The 21,335-nt window shown below is 54.4% G+C and carries 17 protein-coding genes and 1 pseudogene; 5 read left to right on the top strand and 13 right to left on the bottom strand.

Annotated elements, in window-relative coordinates:
• Positions 1–24 precede the first annotated feature (24 nt).
• Positions 25–1,416 carry a GntP family permease gene (locus LLY24_RS15325; RefSeq protein WP_259037167.1) on the bottom strand — a complete coding sequence of 464 codons (1,392 nt, stop codon included), beginning with the start codon at positions 1,414–1,416 and terminating at the stop codon, positions 25–27.
• A gap of 240 nt (positions 1,417–1,656) precedes the next feature.
• Between LLY24_RS15325 and LLY24_RS15320 the strand changes: the two genes are divergently transcribed.
• Positions 1,657–3,003, top strand: coding sequence for a Na+/H+ antiporter family protein (locus LLY24_RS15320; RefSeq protein ID WP_259037166.1), 1,347 nt, complete (start codon positions 1,657–1,659; stop codon positions 3,001–3,003).
• Positions 3,004–3,140: 137 nt separating this feature from the next.
• Here LLY24_RS15320 and LLY24_RS15315 read toward each other — a convergent pair whose 3' ends face one another.
• Positions 3,141–3,434, bottom strand: coding sequence for a hypothetical protein (locus LLY24_RS15315; protein WP_259037165.1), 294 nt, complete (start codon positions 3,432–3,434; stop codon positions 3,141–3,143).
• Positions 3,435–3,881: 447 nt separating this feature from the next.
• On the opposite strand from LLY24_RS15315, the pseudogene LLY24_RS18400 reads away from it, so the two are divergent.
• Both LLY24_RS18400 and LLY24_RS15305 read left to right on the top strand, forming a co-directional pair.
• A pseudogene (locus tag LLY24_RS18400) lies at positions 3,882–4,654 on the top strand (IS30 family transposase).
• 113 nt (positions 4,655–4,767) lie between these two features.
• Positions 4,768–5,661, top strand: a complete 894-nt coding sequence (locus LLY24_RS15305) for a helix-turn-helix transcriptional regulator (protein WP_259037163.1) — start codon at positions 4,768–4,770, stop codon at positions 5,659–5,661.
• A gap of 62 nt (positions 5,662–5,723) precedes the next feature.
• Here the strand turns inward: LLY24_RS15305 and LLY24_RS15300 are convergent, their stop codons facing one another.
• The 9 genes from LLY24_RS15300 to ppnN form a co-directional block, all read right to left on the bottom strand.
• A complete protein-coding gene (locus LLY24_RS15300; protein ID WP_259037162.1) occupies positions 5,724–6,320 on the bottom strand; it encodes a LysE family translocator in 597 nt (198 codons plus the stop codon).
• Entirely contained in the window at positions 6,317–7,138 is an 822-nt protein-coding gene (locus LLY24_RS15295) for a formyl transferase (protein WP_259037161.1), read from the bottom strand. The genes LLY24_RS15300 and LLY24_RS15295 overlap by 4 nt, the downstream gene beginning before the upstream one ends.
• On the bottom strand, positions 7,138–9,705 hold the full coding sequence (locus LLY24_RS15290) for a lyase family protein (protein WP_259037160.1): 2,568 nt from the start codon (positions 9,703–9,705) through the stop codon (positions 7,138–7,140). Before LLY24_RS15290 ends, LLY24_RS15295 begins: the two co-directional genes overlap by 1 nt.
• Positions 9,706–9,708: 3 nt before the next feature.
• The gene (locus LLY24_RS15285; RefSeq protein ID WP_259037159.1) at positions 9,709–10,713 is read right to left on the bottom strand and encodes a pyridoxal-phosphate dependent enzyme; all 1,005 of its coding nucleotides are present in this window, start codon (positions 10,711–10,713) and stop codon (positions 9,709–9,711) included.
• A 3-nt stretch (positions 10,714–10,716) separates the two neighbouring features.
• Positions 10,717–11,604, bottom strand: coding sequence for a GHMP family kinase ATP-binding protein (locus LLY24_RS15280; protein WP_259037158.1), 888 nt, complete (start codon positions 11,602–11,604; stop codon positions 10,717–10,719).
• Between the two features lie 525 nt (positions 11,605–12,129).
• Positions 12,130–12,339, bottom strand: coding sequence for a hypothetical protein (locus LLY24_RS15275; protein ID WP_259037157.1), 210 nt, complete (start codon positions 12,337–12,339; stop codon positions 12,130–12,132).
• 93 nt (positions 12,340–12,432) lie between these two features.
• On the bottom strand, positions 12,433–12,663 hold the full coding sequence (locus LLY24_RS15270) for a DUF2188 domain-containing protein (protein ID WP_259037156.1): 231 nt from the start codon (positions 12,661–12,663) through the stop codon (positions 12,433–12,435).
• A gap of 137 nt (positions 12,664–12,800) precedes the next feature.
• Positions 12,801–13,529 carry a sulfite exporter TauE/SafE family protein gene (locus LLY24_RS15265; protein WP_259037155.1) on the bottom strand — a complete coding sequence of 243 codons (729 nt, stop codon included), beginning with the start codon at positions 13,527–13,529 and terminating at the stop codon, positions 12,801–12,803.
• A 72-nt stretch (positions 13,530–13,601) separates the two neighbouring features.
• Complete coding sequence (gene ppnN, locus LLY24_RS15260; RefSeq protein WP_267135354.1) at positions 13,602–14,984, bottom strand: nucleotide 5'-monophosphate nucleosidase PpnN; 1,383 nt, start codon at positions 14,982–14,984, stop codon at positions 13,602–13,604.
• 191 nt (positions 14,985–15,175) lie between these two features.
• Between ppnN and LLY24_RS15255 the strand changes: the two genes are divergently transcribed.
• Positions 15,176–16,078, top strand: coding sequence for a LysR family transcriptional regulator (locus tag LLY24_RS15255; RefSeq protein WP_259037154.1), 903 nt, complete (start codon positions 15,176–15,178; stop codon positions 16,076–16,078).
• A gap of 29 nt (positions 16,079–16,107) precedes the next feature.
• Here the strand turns inward: LLY24_RS15255 and gcvP are convergent, their stop codons facing one another.
• On the bottom strand, positions 16,108–19,002 hold the full coding sequence (gene gcvP, locus LLY24_RS15250; protein WP_259037153.1) for an aminomethyl-transferring glycine dehydrogenase: 2,895 nt from the start codon (positions 19,000–19,002) through the stop codon (positions 16,108–16,110).
• Between the two features lie 85 nt (positions 19,003–19,087).
• Positions 19,088–19,477, bottom strand: a complete 390-nt coding sequence (gene gcvH / locus LLY24_RS15245; RefSeq protein ID WP_259037152.1) for a glycine cleavage system protein GcvH — start codon at positions 19,475–19,477, stop codon at positions 19,088–19,090.
• A 365-nt stretch (positions 19,478–19,842) separates the two neighbouring features.
• Here gcvH and LLY24_RS15240 point away from each other — a divergent pair, with 365 nt between their 5' ends.
• A complete protein-coding gene (locus LLY24_RS15240) occupies positions 19,843–21,210 on the top strand; it encodes an alanine/glycine:cation symporter family protein (protein ID WP_267135366.1) in 1,368 nt (455 codons plus the stop codon).
• Positions 21,211–21,335 lie beyond the last annotated feature (125 nt).

Genomic DNA, 21,335 nt, shown 5'->3' with positions numbered 1-21,335 from the left:
GCAGTGATCCGAGAGTATACGCGATCAGAAGCTACCAAAGAGCGTTCCCAGCGTAATGACGCTGATCAAGGCAACGATTGGTAGCACGATGGTGACCATGGCAACGTTGGCGTAAGACTGGCGGTGCGTTAGGCCGCAAATCGCCAGCAGGGTAATGACCGCGCCGGAGTGGGGCAGGGTGTCCATGCCTCCGGCGGCAAGCGTTGCCACGCGATGCATCAGTTCGGGCGAAATGCCAGCGGCTTCGGCCATGGCCAGGTACTCGGCGCCCAGCGTATCCAGCGCAATGGAGAGCCCGCCGGAGGAGGAGCCGGTAATACCTGCCAGCACGCTCATGGCCAATGCCTCGGAAATCAGCGGGTTGTCTGGCGACACGTTGAGTACCGCATCGCGAATGAGGGCAAAACCGGCAAGCCCTGCGATTACCGCGCCATAGCCCACCTCGGAGGCGGTGTTGAAGATCGGCAGCAGCGATCCGAAGATCCCTTTATTCACGGTTGCTTTGAGATCCAACCAATGGCGCCAGCGTGTGACCATGAGCCAGGCTGAAGCGCTGAGTAACGCGATCAGAATCGACCAGAGTCCAGTCTGGCCGCTTGAAGAGACGTTATCGAAGGCGGCGTCGATATAGCCAAGATCAAGCGCTGGAAAGACGCCGTAGGTGAACAGGGCATTGAGTCCGATCACCATCACGAGGGGAATCAGCGCCAGTGCTAACGACATGTTAGAAGACGCTTCGCTGTCATCCAGGGGCGCTTCGCGCTCGGTGTGATGACCGTAGCCTTCACCGTTGGCTGCCGCTTTATTGACCCGCGTTTGCAAGTAGACGCTGCCCAGCCCCAGCATGATCAGTCCGGCGATGATGCCAAGCCCAGGCGCGGCGAAGCTGTTGGTTTCGAAATAGGGGATGGGAATGGCGTTTTGAATGGCGGGCGTGCCTGGCAGCGCCGTCATGGTGAAGGTAAAGGCACCTAGAGCGATGGCGGCAGGAATCAAGCGCTTGGGAATGTCGGCCTGACGAAAGAGTTCGCGCCCAATGGGGTAGATGGCAAAGGCCACGACGAACAGCGACACGCCGCCATAGGTGAGCAAGGCGCAGGCCATGACGACCGTAAGCACCACGTGCCGCCGCCCGATGCGCGTCACGATCCCCTGCGCGATAGCCTGAGCTGCGCCCGAGTCCGCCATTAATTGCCCAAACAGCGCCCCAAATAGGAATAGCGGAAAGAACTGGATGACGTAACCGCCCAACGCCTGCATGAACGTATCGGTGTAGATCGGTAGGAGATAGGCGATATCGCCCGACAAAATGACTGCTAGCGCCGCCATCAGAGGCGCTAGCAGTAGCACCGTGATGCCGCGATAGGCCAAGTACATCAGCAGTAGTAGGGATACGACGATAGCCAGTGTGCTCATGACGTCTCCAGGGCAGCGCGAGCAAAGGGGGTGAACAATGAGAACCAAGCCTAGGTGCGATGTTGCAAAGCAGCAATATCGAGGCGACTAAAGTTGCAGCTGTAAATTAGCTGGAGTGATAAGGCGACAGAAGAAGGGCGATAGGTGTCGAAAGGGCCAAATGCGCCTGCTGCGTATTAAGCGATCTGGTAGAATCTCGACCCTTCGTTTCCCGCCCTTTAATACGCTCTAGGATGTTGCATGAACGCAGTGATACTTGCCGTACTGGTGATGGTGGCGCTTTCGCTTGCCCGGGTGTCGGTGGTCTTCGCGCTGGTACTGGGTGCCATCGTGGGAGGGCTCGCTGGCGGCCTTTCGCTTAGTGATACCCTGTCGGCCTTCAACGACGGCGTGGGAGGAGGCGCGCAGGTGGCCTTGGCCTACGCGACGCTGGGTGCTTTCGCCGTGGCCATCTCCCGCTCGGGGTTGCCGGACATTCTTGCCAACCGTTTGATCGCGCTACTCGGGCGTGAGGCGACCGACAAGCACCGTGGGCGCGTCAAAATGCTGTTGCTAATGGCCATTCTGGCCGTGGCGATCTCATCGCAAAACGCCATTCCGGTGCACATTGCGTTCATTCCCGTGCTCATCCCACCGCTGCTGGTGGTGATGAACAAGCTAGCGCTCGACCGCCGCGCCGTCGCCTGTGCGCTCACCTTCGGTTTGACCGCTCCCTACATGCTGCTGCCTGTGGGCTTTGGCGCCATCTTCTTAAACGACATTCTTCTGGCCAACCTCAACAGCGCCGGTGCGCCTTTGGGGCTGGCCATCGACCGCGCCATGCTGCCGCTGGGCATGGCGATTCCCGTGGGAGGGATGGCGCTTGGCCTTTTGGTAGCGCTGCTATTTAGCTATCGCCGCAAGCGTCACTACGCACCCATGGAGCTTGCCGGACAAGGTAGCGAACCCACGCATACGCCTGTCGAGCCGCACCGTCTAGGATTGATAATGTCCGGTGTGGCGATCGTCGCAGCCCTTGGATTGCAGCTCTATACCGGCTCGATGATTCTCGGCGGGCTTGTGGGTATCGGCCTGCTCTCCATGGGCGGGATCTTCAAATGGCGCGAAGCCGATGACCTCTTCACCAGCGGCATGCGTATGATGGCGCTGATTGGCTTCATCATGATTTCAGCCTCCGGTTTTGCCGAAGTGATGAAAACCACCGGCGCCATCGATTCGCTGGTGACCGGCGCCTTTGATCTCTTTGGCGATAACAAAGGCCTGGCAGCGCTCTCCATGCTGCTGGTGGGGTTGTTCATCACTCTTGGGATTGGCTCGTCGTTTTCGACCATCCCCATCATTGCGGCGATCTTCGTTCCCCTCGCTGTCCAGTTCGGCTTTTCGCCTTTGGCCACGGTGGTACTCGTAGGCACGGCAGCAGCGCTGGGTGATGCAGGCTCGCCCGCCTCAGACTCCACCCTTGGACCAACATCGGGTCTCAACGTCGATGGCCAGCACGATCATATCTGGGATAGCGTGGTGCCCACTTTTTTGCACTACAACATACCGCTGGTTGCGTTTGGCTGGGGCGCGGCAATGCTGCTTTGATGACACAGCCCTATTCATACTGCTAACTCGTAGGGGGCGCTGCCCCATACGCAAAAACGCCTCGCTATCTGCGAGGCGTTTTTTGCTCATCCTTGAGCAAACTGGGCAATCCTTGCCCTTAGCGTAATGCTCTATCGTTAGTGGGTGGGTGCGGCGTCGTCACCGCCTTCGGTGGTATCCCACTCCTCTTCTTCCTCCTCCTCTTCGAAGGTGAAGTCCTGATCTTCCTGCTCTTCCTCTTCATACTCAGTACCGATCTCTTCTTCACTGTCGGCAGAGTTGAAGGTACCTTGTTCATCGTCCATCGCCTCTTCCTGCGGTACTGGCTCTTGAGTTTCGTCGCTTTGTACTTCAGCGAATGCCAGTGGGCTAGCCATTAGGCCAAAAGAGACGCCGAGAATGCCGAGTTTTTTCAAAGAATCCGTCTTCATGTCCGTTCTCCTTAAGTGATGCGGGTCGTTAGTGCCGTGATCAATCGTTAAGTGAACTTTCAATCGTTACCTAGACCATTCAAGAAACGCGAATGAATGCTCGTAATGAGATAGAGCATTACGAATGCCAAAAGGCCACTAAAGAAATTATTATGATGACGCTTCAATGACTTGATTTAAGAGAGCGTTAAGAAATGTGGTCTACCTAGTTTCATGCCCGTATATTTTTTACTGTGTCTTAGTGGCACATGACTCAAATGGTTACGAACATAGATTAAATGACAGGCATTTGTGCTTAACACTGGGAAGCCTGAATTCATTGAATAATGCAGCGCTTTGGATTGCTCGATAGAGGCAGGTGGGCCCGTGCCGGTACCTTTACTGCTTTACCGGCCAAATTATCAGCGCATAGAATACCGGCAGTTGACCTAGACCCAACGATACCAGATTTATGCCCGTCATGACCTGGGCTTAAGCCAGCGCCAGATTGGCAGAGAGCTAGGGTTCCACAGCAGCATGACCAGCGGCTTCATGGCGCCTCTGGTCGGTGTCAGTGTCAGTCACCAGTGGACTTACTCCTTGATCTGGGATGACAAGACCTGCGGTGGTGATCTCTGGCAGCATCTTCGCTAACCCAAGCGGCGCAGCAAGCACCATGCCCAGGCCAAGAGCGCAGGGCTCGGCAAAATCCCAACCTTGTGGGCATCAAGCATCGCTCGACTGGGGTCGAGGACAGGCTCTTCATCGAGCACTGGGAGGGGCACCGTGGTCCAGGGGCACAAGCAGTCTGGTCTGGTCGATCGGCGTAGCGGCTACCTGCTGGCAGCCCGGCTGCCCAGGATCTCTGCGGAGCTGACCAAAGCGGCCATGATCCGTCTGCTGAAGCCTCGCCGGGGTGCGGTCCAGACCATCACGCTGGACAACGGCTCGGAGTTCGCGAGCACCAAGGCGTGGCTAAGGCGGTATCCGCCGCGATCTACTTTTGTGATCCCTACTGCTCAGGCCAGCGAGGGAGCAACGAGAACACCAACGGCCTGATCCGGCAGTACTTCCCCAAGGGGACGGACTTCTGCCAGGTCACCGATGCCGAGCTTCGCCAGGTGGTCAAGAAACTCAATGACCGCCCTCGAAAACGGCTCGGCTATCGGACACCAGCACAGGTGTTCCTGGAAGAATACTCAGGAGCTTTGGATACCGCAGGTGCTGCGCTTATCGCTTAAATTCAGGGTCGACAATACGGCGTCAAAAGGCTAATAATGCTGAGATGTCACTATAGCCCATAAAAAAATCATGCCCCGCACTTAGCGGCAGTCTTTATGAGGTCCAGTTACAAATGAGATATTCAAATCCGATAACAGTCCAGAAGTCACTCGAAACTGCTGGCGCTAAAGCTGTCCGTTCATTGCGGTTGCCGTCTGGCATTGTGCTTTCGGAATGGACCGGATACAACACACTGACGGAATATAACATCACATCAGAAAATGTGTTGAGCATCTATCTGTCAGAGGGAGAGAACTGTAGTCAGATTCGTGGCAAAAGAGTTGTGAGCAGGGGGTTTAAAGATGCAATTTGTCTGTTTCCTAGAGGTGAGGGAAAGTCGGTATGGAGGATTACCAATCGACTAAATTTTCTTCATATTTACTTCGATCCTAGATGCTTTAACAGCAATTTTCTTCAATCAATGCGCCAAGCACCTGAACGTTGTCATTTTCGAGAGGTTTTCCAGGAATCGGTTCCTGTAATCAGCTCTGCTGCTCGTAGCCTTGCCCAGGCAGATTGGACTGATCAATCGATATCTCTCGGGATTGATAGCCTGATGTGCTGGATACTGCAAAACACATTCTACCATTTCGCAGAAGAAGATCTCGAGTGCCTAAATCAGCAGGGGCGTCTGTCAGTTCGACAAGCCGGTCTCATTCGTGACTATTTGGATGAGAATCTTGGGGAACGTATCCTACTAGATGATCTCGCTGGGCTCGTTAATCTGAGTCGCTTCCACTTTCTACGGAAGTTCAAGAACACCTTCGGGCAATCACCCCATGCCTACTTGACCCAACTTCGGATGAGTAAAGCACATGGTTTACTTCAGAAGACTGATGAAAAAGTGGCGATGATTGCCCTAGAGCTTGGTTATGCTCAGCATAGCCAGTTTACTAGCGCCTTCAAGCTGTATTATGGCTACCCCCCGGCAGCTCTTCGTAAGCGTATAGATAAAAATAAATTCTAGCTGTAGGGTCCAGATGATCAAATGAAAACATCACGGACCTTAAATCTAATATGTAGGAGCGGTTATATAAGTAGAAAAATCACGGAGGATGCAGTTAAAAACCCCATAATACGGAAGAATGTCCGGCCATGCAGCAATTGCCGCATCATTAATCCTCCCATCGCCCATACAGAGTTACACGGAAAAAATATTAGTGCTAGCGTGATGGAAAGCAGTATAGCGTCTGTGAAAACCTTGCCTGTAAGCGGGAGAAAAGTGGATGTTGCAGTCGCAGCTAGCAGCCAGATCTTTGGATTTAACACTTGTAATAAAGCAGCCTGACTAAGCGTTATAGGTTGAGCCTTTTCGTCCCCCGTTGTGCCTGATGAATTTGAGGTGTAAAGTTTGAAAGCGAGGTACAAAATATATGCCGATCCTATGACTTTCAGGATAGTATGAAGGGCAGGGTAACGGCTTAAGACTCCCCCCAGGCCTAGAGCGACAGCCATAAATAGTACAAAAACTCCCAGCGATATACCGGTTAATGATGGTAAAGTTCTCCGGTAGCCAAATTGGGCGCAGTTTGTTGTGACTAACAAATTGTTGGGGCCAGGCGAAATGACAAGCGGGGCGGCAAATAATGAGATTTGAAACAACTGAATAATCAAACTATCGCTCATCTCGTTCGCTTTCCTTTCTGATCATGCGATGTAGTGATACCACTATTATTGCGACGTACTGAAAGATGATGTCTGAGCTCTACTAGTGGGCCTCTGTCGCGCATTCGGTATACGCACCCCTTATCTGGTTGAGGGGAGTTCTCCCAATTGGAGATATCCGGGTTCAGCCGTAAGCGTGTGACAAGCGAATCAATCGCTTGTTTCTCTGCTCGCGAGTAGAGCGTTTCCGAGTTATCGCCATACTCGAATTTCACGGAGTGATGGCTGATTATCTCACCAGCATCCAGACTAGAAGAGACACGATGAATCGTAGTGCTGAGTTTTTCGTAGTCCCCATTATTAAGTGCAAAAAAGAAACAATGGTTTCCCTTGTATTCAGGAAGATGGCCACCATGCACGTTGATGATCCTGGTAGATGGTATCTCGTCTAGCACCTTAGAATTAATAATCTTGGTGCCCATCACTATATAGATATCTGAAACTTCTTCTCGAAGTGTACTGATGACACAGGAATCATTGATCCATGGGGTTTCTAGATACTTTACGCCCTCAAGTGCACGGAAAAATTTCCAGTCCTGAATGGCATCTCCACGTGCAAAATATCTTTGACGATATTTAGAGTAACCCTGAACACACCGACGTATATCGTGATATCGAGCCCATAGGTAGCCCCGATAGTTGCCTACCATTCGAAGCCTTAAAACCTGAGCGCGACCAGGTTCAACAATAACTCGCAACTCACCGAAGGCTTTTTTCAACTCCACCGCAAGGTACAGGTGGTGAGGGCCGTCGGAGCAAAGCAATGTTACCCTTGGCATCAGTTTGTTCTCCTAAACCGATTGTCGAGATCAAGTTTGTTGCTTAACTCTCGCTCCCTTAACACGAGTTGATGTCGAGTTACAGCTCGCAAACGCTCATTCAATGAAGTGATTGCAACTTGCGTGTTGTCAGTCGCGGGGCCTCCCCCACCAGTTAGTCGCTTATAGGCTTGAGCGCCATTAGCATCACTCTCAAACTCGGAAAGCAAATTCGCTGCTCCCGTCGCCAAAAAATCTTTGTGGCCACCACCTGAGAATAGGGCACTCCCAACTGCTGTGTGAGCGTCACGGAAGGAAGATTTTCCTTGCTGTACTAAATTCTCTGCTACGAGAGTTGCGCAAGCATTTCCGTGTTTGACGGCTCTTACCGTTTTGCTGATGTCGATAGAGAGGCCTTTGATCGCGTATGTCAGAACATCCAACATATCGAGCAGCTTATCTGCTATCTCAGTTACGGTCTCAATAGCTGTGCGGCTTGCCTGGTAGGAGTTTCCAGTCGGGATATGGGTCAGTGATGAGAAAGCTCCAGCTAAATACCCTACGTTTAGATCGTGGTGTAGTCTGAGCCATTCCAGCAGATAGGGATTACGCTTCTGTGGCATGTTCGATGATCCACCATACATACCATTAGGAAGTGTTATAAAGGCGATTTCTCTCATTGACCACAGTTGCAGGTCGCTCGCGATTCGGTTTATGTCTCCGCTTAGGATAGTCATCAGACTGGAACACCTAAGTGCTGGGTTTTTATCAGTAATTGCGCTGAGGGAGTTGGTTGGGCCGACTTTGAAGCCGAGCAAACTGGCAGTTAAATGGGAGTCAGTATTGAAGCTTGTCCCAGCGCCGGCACAGGCCCCGAGAGGAGATATTTTGAGCTCGTCACGCAGAGCGATCAGTGGATCTAGAGAATCTAGCAGGATCTCCCCCTGTGCAGTCATGTAATGGCCAGCGGTCCCAGGCATTGCTGTTTGGTACTGGCTATAGATAGGCAACGGAACTTCCAGAGTCTCACCAGCTCGGCAGGTCAAAGTCCCTACGAGTGTGATTGCGCGCTTCACTATCGCGCTAATCACAGCCTTAACCGACAAGAGCAAATGGGTTGCATTGATGTCGTTTCGGGAACGAGCTGCCTGGATAAGCCCACCAGTGTTTCGACCACAATGATCGATCATGTAATGCTCATAGTCAAAATAATCTCCGCGCCCCGAATGATGCTCCTCTAACAAGTCAGGGTTGTACTCCAATGCCACAACTGCTTCTTTAAGGTCTCTGAATTGATCTGAATTAATCACGCCCTGATATCGCAGCATGAGTAGGTGTGCCTTCTCAATGGTCAGTAAGTTGGATGTCAGCTTATCGAAACGTGGATGACCTGAACTCTTGTTGACGATATCATGAATATCATTAGCATCTACTTGGGATTCATTGGTATCAACGTATAGTACACGGCTGTATTTCTTACTCCTCACTGAACTACGAAGGGCTGCCAAACCATGAGTGCCTGTAGCAATAACGTAGCCGGCACGATCAGAGAAGTCGAAGTTTCCTTCATTTCTGCCTGTAGTGTAGAATTCGCCAGACTCGAAGCACTCAGCGGGAAATTCAATACCCAAGTAAGATCGGCCGATCTCCGGAACTATGAACGACACAGAAGCGGTTAAGTAAGGCTCGGTGATTTTGAACTGGCAGCGCCCTGAGAGATAGCTTCGGATGTAAAGGTCTACCAGGGACCAGCCATAGGCATGCTCCATTAGGCGTGGAATCATGCCTCCGGCTAACCGAGCATTAATCTCAATCACAGTCACACTATCAGCGTGAGTTTTCAGTTCCGTGTGCGCTGGCCCAAATTTGTACCCTACTGCGTCAAGAGCTTGGATGGCGGTCTCGGCAACTTTTTGATGGTTTGCTTCGTCTAGATCTAGTGGGAGAACATGTGCAATTTCGAGAAAGTGGGGAGGCTTTGTGACGAACTTGCGAGTCACTGCCAGCACATGATGTCCTCGATCATCGGTGAACGTCTCAACAGAAAACTCTGCCCCCGGAGTGAACTGCTGCAAAATCCAACTACCTCCAATTAATTGTGGTAAGTGATCTTGACTATCGATGAACTGAACACCAGAGCTCCCTGTGCCTTGGCGGGGTTTCACTATTACTGGGTAATCAATGTCCCTCAAATCGTCTGGCTGTCGAATCTCTCTTGTCATTGGATAGTTGACGCCATAGTCTCTTAGCACGTTTTGTAAGCTGAATTTATCACGGCATAAGTTGACAGAGCTTGGGGAGTTTCCGTTTAAGTTAAGGAGCTCGCTAATCTCAGAAGAGACCTGTATGAATCCATCACTCGTCGACGTCACATAGCGAATGTCATCTATGTCAGTGATTGTTTCAGCGATAGCATCAATGGAAGAGGTATCGCATATCTTAATTTGGATACGGGGATTTAGCTTGTTGAGAAAAGCATATTTCGACGGGTTCCGAATCAAAAAATAAACATCATCATAAGGCAATGATGCCGATAAAAGTGCTTCGCCGAAGCCTGTGGTATTGGACTCGATGTAAATAATAGCCATATGTCAGTGATAAGCCTGAATTGGTTGACGATTCCAGTTCATCCATGCCCAATGAGTATGTTCATCGTACTCGGTCGGCCATTGCAGGCGATGAGGGGCCAGGTGTTCGAAGCCAGCAGTATTCGATTCCTTAAGATAGGTGGTGTTGGTGTACCTTGATCCATCATCTGGACTCAGAAATACAATGGGTATACCCGGGTTCTGGTCGTGCACAAAGCGAGCAACGGTGTATGCAGCCCCTGTAGTTGGGCCGCGGAAATGACCGGTAGAGCTGTAGAGTAGGCGTGTATTGTGGTTTGCAAGCTCTGGAGTGAGCCAGTGCACATCATCAAATAGTTGATGACGTAGATTTTTCGGCATAACCGTATTGCCGAGTCCTCGTAGCCTGACAGGGCCGCCCCCCTGACCGAAGAGAACACTGTTGAATGTGTCTACCCCAATCAAGGTGCAGTCCGCGCCAGTACTGCGCATAGATGATGCTATGCCGCAACTAGAGCCACCAGAGCCTACGGGAGCAACCAGGAATGCTTGGGGACCAATGAGCTCTTTAAGCTGATGTCCGATATTTGAGTAGGCATTTGCGTTGTCCTCGTTGTCATATTGCCGGCACCAAAATGCATCGGGCTGGCTATTCAGAATTTCGTGAAGTCGCTCAAGTCGAGCTTTTTGATATCCCTCTGATCCATTCTTGTCGGTAATGATCTCAACACGGCCACCAAGCATTTCAAGCTGACGCTTGTACGACTCGTCTATAGCAGGGTCGCCGATGGCAATGAAGCGAAGGTTCATGCTATTGCAAACGATAGCCATCCCTAGAGCGAAGTTACCGCTTGATGTCTCAACGACCAAACCTCCGGGCTTCAGGTCTCCACGGTACAGGGCCTTCTTGATGATGTAGTTTGCAGGGATAATCTTCATGGCTTTGAAGGACACCATGTGAAGATTTTTTCCCAACATGAACAGGGTAGCGTTACGCATCTCATCCAACACGGATTCATATCTAATCATTTTTTATACCGTCCTGAAATGTTGGGAGTTGATTCGTTGTGCTTGAAGTTTCATCTGCGCGTAGGTCGATTTATTGGCTTGCTCAGGATCATTCATGTCATAGAGCAGTCCCAGATAGGTTCCTGAGTGGGCAGCGATAAGTCCTAGTGCACCTGTCTCAATCATTAGAGAGTGCATGGTGTTTAAATGGGGCATGGGGTTGAAGGTTTGCGATAGTTCACAACTGCGTGTTGAAATTACACAAATTTCCTTAAGATCGTTAGAGCGGAAAGCAATTTTCATCGCCTCGAGCAGTTCCTGATATTCTCCCCGCAGCCGAGCTGAAACTTGATGTTGAGCTTGATTGAACTTGATAGTGTCGCACTTTCCTGGTCGACAGGCGCCTATGATTGAAAGGTGAGGAGCATCGCCGAGTCTCTCATCCAGCTCAACATCGCGGTGGTAGAAGGAGACGACACCGTCATACATCACTCCATCAGTTGGCTCGATATTTCGCAGAATGCACTCGACCTCACTGGGAAGCACTTCATGCAGATAAGCTCTTGCAGCAGCCCGTATAGCTGCGACCATGTCTGCTGATGAACTTGCGAGTCCCTTACCTACGGGGAATACGGACTTGAAGTGAAGTTTTCCTCCAGGGGGGAAATCGTTGAGACGTAGATACTTATCAACTGCTCGGCAAGCTTTGGTTCGAGAAAGTATTGAAGCTGAAACTCGGGAGGCATCATTCACTTCAAAATCGACCACGGTTTCAATGTTAACGGGAAGTGTCACCAGGAAATTTCGGTTATTGGGTAACATTCCCTGAAGCAACTCGCCAAAGGTTCCAAAGCACTGACCGGTTGCACGTTTAGAGAATGCCTCACCCCCGAGGGAGGAACCATTTAGCACTTGATGATCATCTATATTTACCCCCAATAAAAAAGGTCGACCATGCTGAATCCTGATTATATAAGCTGTTTTTTGTATTGCTTTGGAAGAATTGCCTTCCTGTTTTCAAAAGTTGCTTGCTAAATGAGAAACTTGAAGCGCAGATAAAACCCAAGGGTTGCGTGGCGGGACAGACAGAAACGTCTTGGTAAGCATGTCGTAGTGGAGGTAAGTGACTGGATCGTTAACGTAAAGCTGGGGCAGTTCAACCGATGGGCTGCCGATATCATGACTCAAACAAGCCGTCTCGACGATGCTTTCAAGCGCACGTTCGGGTTGTCCAAGGCCCTATTGCGCCGTCAAGTCTTTATCATCCAGATATATTGAATATGGCACGAAGAGTAAGTGGCCGGTTTGCAGAACTTCGAGTGAGTGTGTCGGGCGGCTTCGTACGGCAGAATTTCTCCCGAGAGGAAAGGGCAAATAAAAACCCCAGCAAGGTGCCGGGGTAGGGGTAGGGTATAAAGGATATAAAAAGAGCCAATATTAAGGCTCGCCCTCCTGCGCTTCTTGGTCTGCCAAGGCTGCGGCGACGGCTTCTTCCCACTGGCCTTGAGAGATCTCCCAATGCTTCATTTCCGATTCGTCACCGGCAGTGTTGGTCATCTCGCGCAGCTCTTCGGTCGATTTCTTTTCGATGCAGTGCTGAGCAAAAGCGCGGGTGCGTTCGTCGCTTAACTGTTCGATCAATGACATGAAAACTCCTTTCTCAAATCTAAATTATCAGAGGGGTTAAAAATGGCCCGCGTTCGCCGCGATAGTTAGAGCCGAGCGTAGGGCCAACAAGAACTACGCAAGATTATCTCTTGGCGAAGACGGTAAGCAGGTTTCCGTGCCGAAGAGGTGAACTCTACCATCGCGCTCTTCGATGACCAATTCCACCCCCTCACGGCGGGCCACGGCCTTGGCGTAGTCCACCGCCGAGCGCTGGGTAGGAAAAATGCGCTGGGAAGTCTGGGCGTTACGCCGCTTCAACGCCCAGCCAATGGGGTGGGGGATGACCCAGATGTTGCTGTTCATGATGCGTCCCTCGTCCATGGAATGCGATCAAACGTGCCTGTCTGATAGTGTCGTTTCTACCTCGTTCTATTTATACAGGATCGTAGGTGAAGCGTATTCCTGCAAGAAGACATGTATAAACTTTAACCAATCGAGCTTCAGTGGGTGAGGAAATCGACGACGATCTTCACCGCGATGGTTGCCAAGAGCAGCATGATGAGGTTGTCGAACCAGTGGTGTGGTAGCCGCTTACCCAATTGGGCGCCCAAGGGCATTCCCGCCAGTATCACTAGTAGCGCTAACGTGCTCATCATCGCTCGGTGTGCATCGAGCAGCCCGGCTGAAAGTAGCGAAGGCACCTGTACGACGGTGATGGCAACGAAGAAGACCGAAATCGAACCGATGAAGACCGGACGCTGAAGACGCATGGCGTTGAGGAAGGTGACCGACGCGGGAGCCGACATACCTGCCGCCCCTTGCAGTACGCCACCTATGAGGCCGACCGGAAACGCCACGCGCTGAGCAAGCTCGAAGGGGAGCGCAAGCTGGCGCCTGGTTAGTTTGATGATCAAGTAGAGCACGATGGCGACGGCCACGCCCAGGGAGAGCTGTTCAGGCGAGAGCACGACGAGCCCCCAGGTGCCCAGCATGATGCCCAGCCCCCCGGCAATGGAAAATGCCGCTAAAAAACGCAGCGGCAGAAGGTGGCGCCGAAACTGCCAAACCTGTAAGGCATTGGTGACGAGATTCGGCACGACCAGGGTGGCAATGGCGAGTTTGACGTCGTAAAGCATGGTGAGTACGGGCACGACGATGACCGGAACGCCGGAGCCGATGGCGCCTTTGACGACGCCTGCCGCCAAAAGGGTGAAGAGAGTGATCAGCATGGGCGTCTCTGAACGAAGGGCCCTCCTTGGAGAGCCGAATGATGACGTAAGTGCATTATTTGAGTACGTAGCTTATTTAAGTACGTAGCAGGGCGTATACGGTTGGCCGTCGAGCTTCATCCGCCCTTGGGCGACGAAGGAGGTCAATAGCTCGTCCAGGCGGCGCATGAGTTCGGGTTCGGCGGTGAGAACGAAGGGACCGTGAGCTTCGATGGCGCGGATACCCTGCTCCTTGACGTTACCGGCCACGATGCCCGAGAACGCGCGACGCAGATTGGCAGCAAGCTCGTGCGTTGGCTGGTTGCGGTGAAGCGCCAGCGCTCGCATGGCCTCATGCGTTGGCTCGAAAGGTGCCTGGAACTCGCGCGCGATGTTCAAACGCCAATGGAAGTAGAAGGCGTCCTGGCGCTCGCGACGGGACTCGGCGACGCGATCGATGCCTTCGCGCATCGTGCGGGCCACGCTCACCGGGTCACCGGTGATGATGGTGTAGTAGCGGCGGATCTCTTCACCCAGGGTATAGACGAGAAATTCGTCGATTTTCTCGAAGTACTCCTTGGCGCTTTCGGGACCAGTGAAGACCAGCGGGTAGGAGATATCTTGGTTGCCCGGGTGGAGCAAAATACCGAGCAGGTAAAGAATCTCTTCGGCGGTGCCCACGCCCCCCGGAAAGACGATGATGCCGTGCCCCAGGCGTACGAACGCTTCCAGGCGCTTCTCGATGTCGGGCATCACCACCAGTTCGTTGACGATTGGGTTGGGAGCTTCGGCGGCAATGATGCCGGGTTCGGATACGCCGAGGTAACGCCCCTCCTTGCGCCGCTGCTTGGCATGCGCCACGTTGGCGCCTTTCATCGGCCCTTTCATAGCGCCGGGGCCGCAGCCAGTGCAGATGTCCAAGTCGCGTAGGCCCAGATGGTATCCAACGTCCTTGGTATATTCGTACTCTTCGCGCGAGATCGAGTGCCCGCCCCAGCAGACCACTAGACTCGGATCACGCCCCGGTTTGAGCGCGCCCGCCTTGCGCAGGATATGGAACACGGCGTTGGTAGTGCCTTCGCCCGTGGTCAAATCGAAGCGGTTGTGGTGCTGGATTTCGTTGTAGACGTAAACGATGTCGCGCAGGATTGAGGAGAGGTGTTCGCGAATACCGCGAATCATGCGCCCATCGACGAAGGCATCGGCGGGTGCATTGGTTAGCTTCAACCGAATGCCGCGATCCTGCTGTAACACTTCGATATCGAAGTCTTTATAGGCTTCCAGAAGCGCGACGCTGTCATCGGTGGGATTGCCGCAGTTGAGCACCGCCAAGGCGCAGCGACGCAGTAGGTCGTGCAGCCCGGTCTGCGAGGTGCGGTGCAGCCGGTTGACCTCCTGCTGGGAAAGAATCTCGAGGCTGCCTTCCGGGGAGATAATGGTGGAGATCGTTTCTCGAGGTGTGACAATGGCGGACATGAACGCGCTTTCCTTATGCTTGAGACCGGTCGTTGAGTGTAGCCCTTGGCAGCAGTCGTTAAGAACAGTCGTTAAGAGAAATCCTTGAAATAAGAAAAGATTCTATCACGCGTAAACTGAGACGTTTAGCGGCTTAATTCATAACGGAATATGATAGAATTTGGCCAATTCGATAACTGACGGCGTTTCTCATGTTCAACGCTCACTACTTCCGCACGTATATCACGCTGGTCGAAACGGGGAGTTTCACGCGTACCGCGCAACGCCTGGAAATGACCCAGCCAGGCGTTAGTCAACATATCCGTAAGTTAGAGAACTATCTTGGCAAGCCGCTTTTGGAGCGCCATGGCCGCACCTTCACCCTGACCGAAACCGGCAGGCGGGCCTACGACTATGCACTGAAGCTGTTTACCGAGCACGAACAGTTTCGCCACGGTTTAGACGATGATTCGCTGGATAGCGGTGAATGTCGGATCGCCTCGCCGGGAAGCGTGGGGCTGATGCTCTATCCCTATCTGCTCGGGCAGCAGCAGATGCATCCAAGCCTGACCGTCAACTACAGTTTCGCCTTCAATCACGAGATCGTCGGCGACTTGATCGAGGGACGCTACGACCTGGGTATCGTCACCGAAGCGGTCAATCATCCCGAGATCAACGCTGAGCTATGGCATGCCGAGCCACTTTGTCTCGTGGTACCCGCCGACTTCACCGGCACCACGCTTAGCGAGTTGATGGGGATAGGCTTCATCAATTACTACGATGGGGTCAATCACGCCACCGCGCTGCTCAAGGCCAACTACGCCGATGAGTTTCGCTCCATGGCGCACTTTCGCCAGCAGGGGTTCACCAACGAGGTCAGCATGGTGCTCGACGCGGTAGCGCGGGGCCTGGGCTTTACTGTGGTGTCGCGCTTGGTACTCGAAACCTCGCCGTGGCAGCGCCAGGTCAAAGCGTTGAGCTTGCCCAACGCCGTCAACGAGACGCTCTACGTGGTTCGCCGCCGCGGTGCGGCACTGCCCAAGCGCTATCAAAAACTGCTCGATGGGTTCCAGCAGCAGCGCCTTCAAGAGACGGCGCCTGCGCTGCTGGAATAGACGCTGCTAACGACTCATCTTCTCAAGAATTAGCTGCGGTAGGCGTCGATACTAGGGCAGCTGCACACCAACTGGCGGTCACCGAAGACGTTATCCACGCGGTTGGCCGCCGGCCAATATTTCGCCGCCTTCACCGCGTCGCTGGGGAAGGCGCCTACTTCACGGCTATACGGCCGCTCCCAGTTATCATCGGCCAAGTCCGCTTGGGTGTGCGGTGCATTGACCAGCGGGTTGTTATCGGCGGGCCACTCACCGGCAGTGACGCTATCGATCTCTTTACGAATCGCCAGCATGGCATCGCAGAAGCGGTCGATCTCGTAGCGTGATTCCGACTCGGTGGGCTCGATCATCAGTGTGCCCGGCACCGGGAAGGACATCGTCGGCGCGTGGAAACCATAATCCATCAAACGCTTGGCGATATCCTCTTCGCTGATACCGCTCTCGGCTTTGAGCGGGCGCACGTCGATGATGCACTCGTGGGCTACCGTGCCGTTTTCGCCGCGGTAAAGAATCGGGTAGGCATCTTCCAAACGCTTGGCGATGTAGTTGGCATTGAGAATGGCCAATTGGGTAGCTTCGCGTAGCCCGCGCGCGCCCATCATCTTGATATAGGCCCAGGAGATCGGCAGGATCGAAGCGCTACCGAAAGCTGCTGCAGCCACTGCGCCGCTGGCAGCATCGACGCCCGCAATCGGGGTCACGCTATGATTGGGCACGAAGGGCGCCAGGTGCGCCTTCACGCCGATGGGGCCCATGCCGGGGCCGCCGCCGCCGTGGGGAATGCAGAAGGTCTTGTGCAGGTTCAGGTGTGAGACGTCGCCGCCGAAGTCACCAGGGCGCGTGAGACCGACCTGGGCATTCATGTTGGCACCATCGACATACACCTGGCCGCCGTGACGATGAACGATCTCGCATACTTCGCGTACCCGCGCTTCGAACACGCCGTGGGTAGAGGGGTAGGTGATCATGATCGCGGAGAGCGCATCGCTATGTTTAGCCGCCTTGGCACTCAAATCATCGACATCGACGTTGCCGCGCGCGTCGCACTCCACCACCACGACCTGCATGCCCAGCATCGCAGCAGTGGCCGGGTTGGTGCCGTGCGCTGAGCTTGGAATCAAGCAGACGTTACGATGCGCTTCGCCCTGGGCAGCCTGATAGCGACGAATGGCGAGAAGGCCCGCGTATTCGCCCTGGGCGCCGGAGTTTGGCTGCATCGAGATATGATCGTAGCCCGTCACTTCGACCAGGAAGGCGGCGAGCTCGTCGATCATCTGCTGGTAGCCTGCGACCTGATCGCGTGGCGCGAAGGGGTGCAGGTGAGCGAAGGCGGGCCAGGAGATCGGAATCATCTCACTGGTGGCGTTGAGCTTCATGGTGCAGGAGCCTAGCGGAATCATCGCATGCGCCAGCGACAAATCCTTGTTCTCCAGGCGCTTGAGATAGCGCAGCATCTCGGTTTCGCTGCGGTAGCGGTTGAACGTGGGGTGGGTGAGGAAATCGCTCTCGCGGGTAAGCTCCGCTGGAATGCCCGTCAGTTTCTTCTCGATGACCTCTTCGTCGAGCACGCCGACGGCTAAGCCGTGCTCACTGCCCAATAGCACGTCAAAAAGCGTCGCCACGTCGGCGGCGGTGGTGGTCTCGTCGAGACTCAGGCCAACGTCGCCATCGGCGAAGTAGTGCAGATTGATGTCATGGGTCATGGCGCGACCGTGGATTTTGCCTGCATCGACGCCGGTCAGGCGCAGGGTATCGAACCAACTGTCGTGGGCAAGCGCCACGCCTGCCTGTTTGAGGCCCGTGGCCAGCAGCGTGGTCAGGCGGTGAACGCGATGGGCAATTTTGCGTAGCCCCTCGGCGCCATGATAAGTGGCGTAGAAACCGGCGATGTTAGCCAGCAGCGCCTGTGCGGTACAGATGTTGGAGGTCGCCTTCTCACGGCGAATGTGCTGCTCGCGGGTCTGCATCGCCATGCGTAGCGCGGTGTTACCTCGGCTGTCTTTAGAGACGCCGATGATACGCCCGGGCATCGAGCGCTTGAGCTTGTCGGCGGTGGCAAAAAACGCCGCGTGCGGTCCGCCAAAGCCCATGGGCACGCCAAAGCGCTGGCTGTTACCGACGACGATGTCGGCGCCGAAAGCGCCCGGCTCTTTGAGCAGCACCAAGCTCAAGAGATCGGTCGCCACGCAGGTCATAATGTCGCGTTCGGCCGCTTGCGTGATCAGGTGTTTGAGATCGTGTAGCTCACCGCTGGCCGAGGGGTACTGGATCAGCGCACCGAAGACGTCGTGCTCGGCGAGCGTCGCGGCGGGAGCAACGATAAGCTCGAAGCCAAAAAATTCGGCGCGAGTTTTGACCACGTCGAGGGTCTGAGGAAAGACATCGTCGGCGACGAAGAAAGTCTTACTCTTGCGCTTTTTGTTGCTGCGCTGGCACAGCGCCATGGCTTCGGCGGCGGCGGTCGCCTCATCGAGCAGCGAGGCGTTGGCAAGCTCCATGCCGGTGAGGTCCATCACCATCTGCTGGAAATTGAGCAGACCTTCCAAGCGACCCTGGGAGATTTCCGGCTGGTAGGGCGTGTAGGCGGTGTACCAACCTGGGTTTTCGAGCACGTTTCGCTGGATCACGGCGGGCATGTGGTTGGCGTAGTAGCCCTGGCCAATGTAGCTTTTGGCTACGCGATTCTGGCGTGCCAGATGTCCCAAATACTCCAGCGCTTCGGCTTCACTACGCGGAGCGTCCAGATCGAGCTCTCGCCCTAGGCGAATGTCGCTGGGCACCGTCTTGTCGATCAGCGCTTCGATGCTCGGGGTATCTAAAACGTCGAGCATGCGCGCCATATCGTCGCTACTTGGGCCGTTGTGGCGCTTGATGAAGGCGTCGTGATCGGCCAGTTCGGCCAGGCGAGTGGTTTCAAAGGACATGAGGGAGCTTCCAGACGGTGAAGTGAACCCAGGCAGGTGCCACGGTGAAAAAAAGCCTGCCACAGGGCAGGCTCGTATCGTGCAGTTAGGCGTCGCTGCTGATCGCAGCTTTGTAGCCGTCAGCATCGAGGAGGCCGTCGATGGCGCTATCGGCCAAGCGTATCTTCATGATCCAGCCGCCTTCGTAGGGCGCGTCGTTGACCGTTTCAGGAGCGTCTTCGAGTGCGTCGTTGACGGCGATGACTTCCCCTGCAACGGGAGCGTAAAGATCAGAAGCAGCTTTGACCGATTCGATGACGCCGAACTCTTCACCCTTTTCGAGCGTGCGACCTACCTCGGGCAGCTCGACGAACACGACATCGCCCAGCGCTTCTTGCGCGTGGTCGGTGATGCCGACGCTGACCGTGCCATCCTGATGATCGAGTACCCACTCATGACTTGCGGCGTAACGGAGATTCGCGGGAATGTTGCTCATTGTATTTTCCTATATGAAACAGTTGTCTGGACGAAAGCATACTAACGCGTATCGCAGCCGATGACGACTGGCGGAAAAGGGTTGCATCGTCGACAGATGGCGCTATGGTAACGTGTTTCCGATCGGAAACAAGTTTCTTTTCCGCGACATCGGCTCCTTCTGCACGCTGGATAAAAGCGTAGATGCCAATGGCGCAGTTGGTGTAAAAAAGAGAGCGTTACATAGGCCCATGTGGGGCCACGATAGCGCTTGCGGCAGATGCCGAACGCGACACTAATAATGCAGGCAAGAAGGGCGAGGACAGCATAGTGGACATTTTGACGAGAGCCGTGGAGGCCATCAATGGGGTCGTGTGGGGCCCTTTGATGTTGATACTGCTGCTGGGCGTGGGCATTTATCTGCAGGTGGGGCTCAAGCTTCTGCCCGTACGTAAGCTGGGTATGGGCTTTAGTTTGCTATGGCAAGGGCGAGACCCCAAGCCCAAACAAGACGTTGCCAAAAGCGCGACAAAAGACGACGAAGGTGAAATCTCCCCGTTCAACGCCCTCATGACGGCGCTTTCAGCGACCATTGGTACGGGCAACATTGCCGGTGTGGCGACCGCCATCGCCCTAGGCGGCCCAGGGGCGGTGTTCTGGATGTGGATCACCGCCTTGGTGGGCATGGCGACCAAGTTCTCAGAAGCCGTGCTTGCCGTGCGCTACCGGGAAACCGATAGCACCGGCTTTCACGTCGGTGGGCCGATGTTCTACATCAAAAATGGCCTGGGCAAGAAGTGGATGTGGCTCGGGGTACTGTTTGCCTTCTTCGGCGCGGTCGCGGCCTTCGGGATCGGCAACACCGTACAGTCGAACTCGGTGGCGGATGCCATGGAGTCGACCTTCGGTGTACCACATTGGTTGACCGGCGTGGTCATCATGGTGCTGGCCGGAGCGGTCATTTTGGGTGGCATCAAGCGTATCGCCAAGGTGGCGGGTAAGCTCGTGCCGCTAATGGGCGTGGCCTATATCCTGGCCGGTCTCATCGTACTGGTCATCAACGCCGACCAAATCGGCGAAGCCTTCCGCCTGATCTTCTACTACGCCTTTAACCCCATTGCTGCGGCCGGTGGCTTTGCTGGCGCTGCCGTGATGGCCGCCATCCGCTTCGGCGTGGCACGGGGTATCTTCTCCAACGAGGCGGGACTGGGCAGCGCGCCAATCGCTCACGCCGCAGCGCGCACCAAAAATCCGGTGCGCCAAGGGCTGATCGCCATGCTGGGTACCTTTATCGATACCATCATGGTCTGCACTATCACCGCACTGGTGATTCTCACCTCGGATATCTGGGTGCAGGGGGAGCAAGGTGCTTCGCTCACCGCGCTCTCCTTCGATGCGGCGCTGCCAGGCTTTGGTAATCAGATCGTGGCGGTGGCGCTGGCCATCTTTGCTTTTACCACCATTTTGGGCTGGTCGTTCTACGGCGAGAAGTGCTTCCAGTTCCTCTTCGGCACTCGCTCGATCATGCTCTACCGGGTCATCTTCGTGCTGGCGATCCCGCTGGGTGCGATTGCCCAGCTCGGCTTTATCTGGCTGATGGCAGATACCTTCAACGCCATGATGGCGATTCCGAACCTGATCGCTCTGGCGCTGCTGTCGCCGGTAGTGTTCAAGCTGGCGCGGGACTACTTCAACGGTAAAGACGTGCTGCCGGGCGAAGAGCTCGACCATGATCAGCCGGGCAACGATAAATAACCGAGCGTTTAAACGTTAGCGGCATCGAATGCAAGTGCTCGGTGCTTGCCAATGCCGGGAAGGCACCCAGGGTGGCTTCCCGTTTTTTTCGCTGCGTTTCGATGCGCAGGCACATGCTTTCAAGG

Origin of the sequence: Halomonas dongshanensis (assembly GCF_024790395.1) — a bacterium.
Lineage (GTDB): Bacteria > Pseudomonadota > Gammaproteobacteria > Pseudomonadales > Halomonadaceae > Vreelandella > Vreelandella dongshanensis.
The sequence above is the reverse complement of the archived record's forward strand: the minus strand, read 5'-3'. Positions and strand labels throughout refer to the sequence as shown.

Bases quoted from the DNA above. Each gene is read 5' to 3' on its own strand.
- LLY24_RS15305 (WP_259037163.1), top strand. From the start codon at position 4,768: ATGAGATATTCAAATCCGATAACAGTCCAGAAGTCACTCGAAACTGCT.
- LLY24_RS15300 (WP_259037162.1), bottom strand. From the start codon at position 6,320: ATGAGCGATAGTTTGATTATTCAGTTGTTTCAAATCTCATTATTTGCC.
- gcvH (WP_259037152.1), bottom strand. From the start codon at position 19,477: ATGAGCAACATTCCCGCGAATCTCCGTTACGCCGCAAGTCATGAGTGG.
- LLY24_RS15325 (WP_259037167.1), bottom strand. From the start codon at position 1,416: ATGAGCACACTGGCTATCGTCGTATCCCTACTACTGCTGATGTACTTG.
- LLY24_RS15270 (WP_259037156.1), bottom strand. From the start codon at position 12,663: ATGAACAGCAACATCTGGGTCATCCCCCACCCCATTGGCTGGGCGTTG.
- ppnN (WP_267135354.1), bottom strand. From the start codon at position 14,984: ATGTCCGCCATTGTCACACCTCGAGAAACGATCTCCACCATTATCTCC.
- LLY24_RS15275 (WP_259037157.1), bottom strand. From the start codon at position 12,339: ATGTCATTGATCGAACAGTTAAGCGACGAACGCACCCGCGCTTTTGCT.
- LLY24_RS15255 (WP_259037154.1), top strand. From the start codon at position 15,176: ATGTTCAACGCTCACTACTTCCGCACGTATATCACGCTGGTCGAAACG.
- LLY24_RS15265 (WP_259037155.1), bottom strand. From the start codon at position 13,529: ATGCTGATCACTCTCTTCACCCTTTTGGCGGCAGGCGTCGTCAAAGGC.
- LLY24_RS15315 (WP_259037165.1), bottom strand. From the start codon at position 3,434: ATGAAGACGGATTCTTTGAAAAAACTCGGCATTCTCGGCGTCTCTTTT.
- LLY24_RS15320 (WP_259037166.1), top strand. From the start codon at position 1,657: ATGAACGCAGTGATACTTGCCGTACTGGTGATGGTGGCGCTTTCGCTT.
- gcvP (WP_259037153.1), bottom strand. From the start codon at position 19,002: ATGTCCTTTGAAACCACTCGCCTGGCCGAACTGGCCGATCACGACGCC.
- LLY24_RS15285 (WP_259037159.1), bottom strand. From the start codon at position 10,713: ATGATTAGATATGAATCCGTGTTGGATGAGATGCGTAACGCTACCCTG.
- LLY24_RS15240 (WP_267135366.1), top strand. From the start codon at position 19,843: ATGTTGATACTGCTGCTGGGCGTGGGCATTTATCTGCAGGTGGGGCTC.
- LLY24_RS15290 (WP_259037160.1), bottom strand. From the start codon at position 9,705: ATGGCTATTATTTACATCGAGTCCAATACCACAGGCTTCGGCGAAGCA.
- LLY24_RS15295 (WP_259037161.1), bottom strand. From the start codon at position 7,138: ATGCCAAGGGTAACATTGCTTTGCTCCGACGGCCCTCACCACCTGTAC.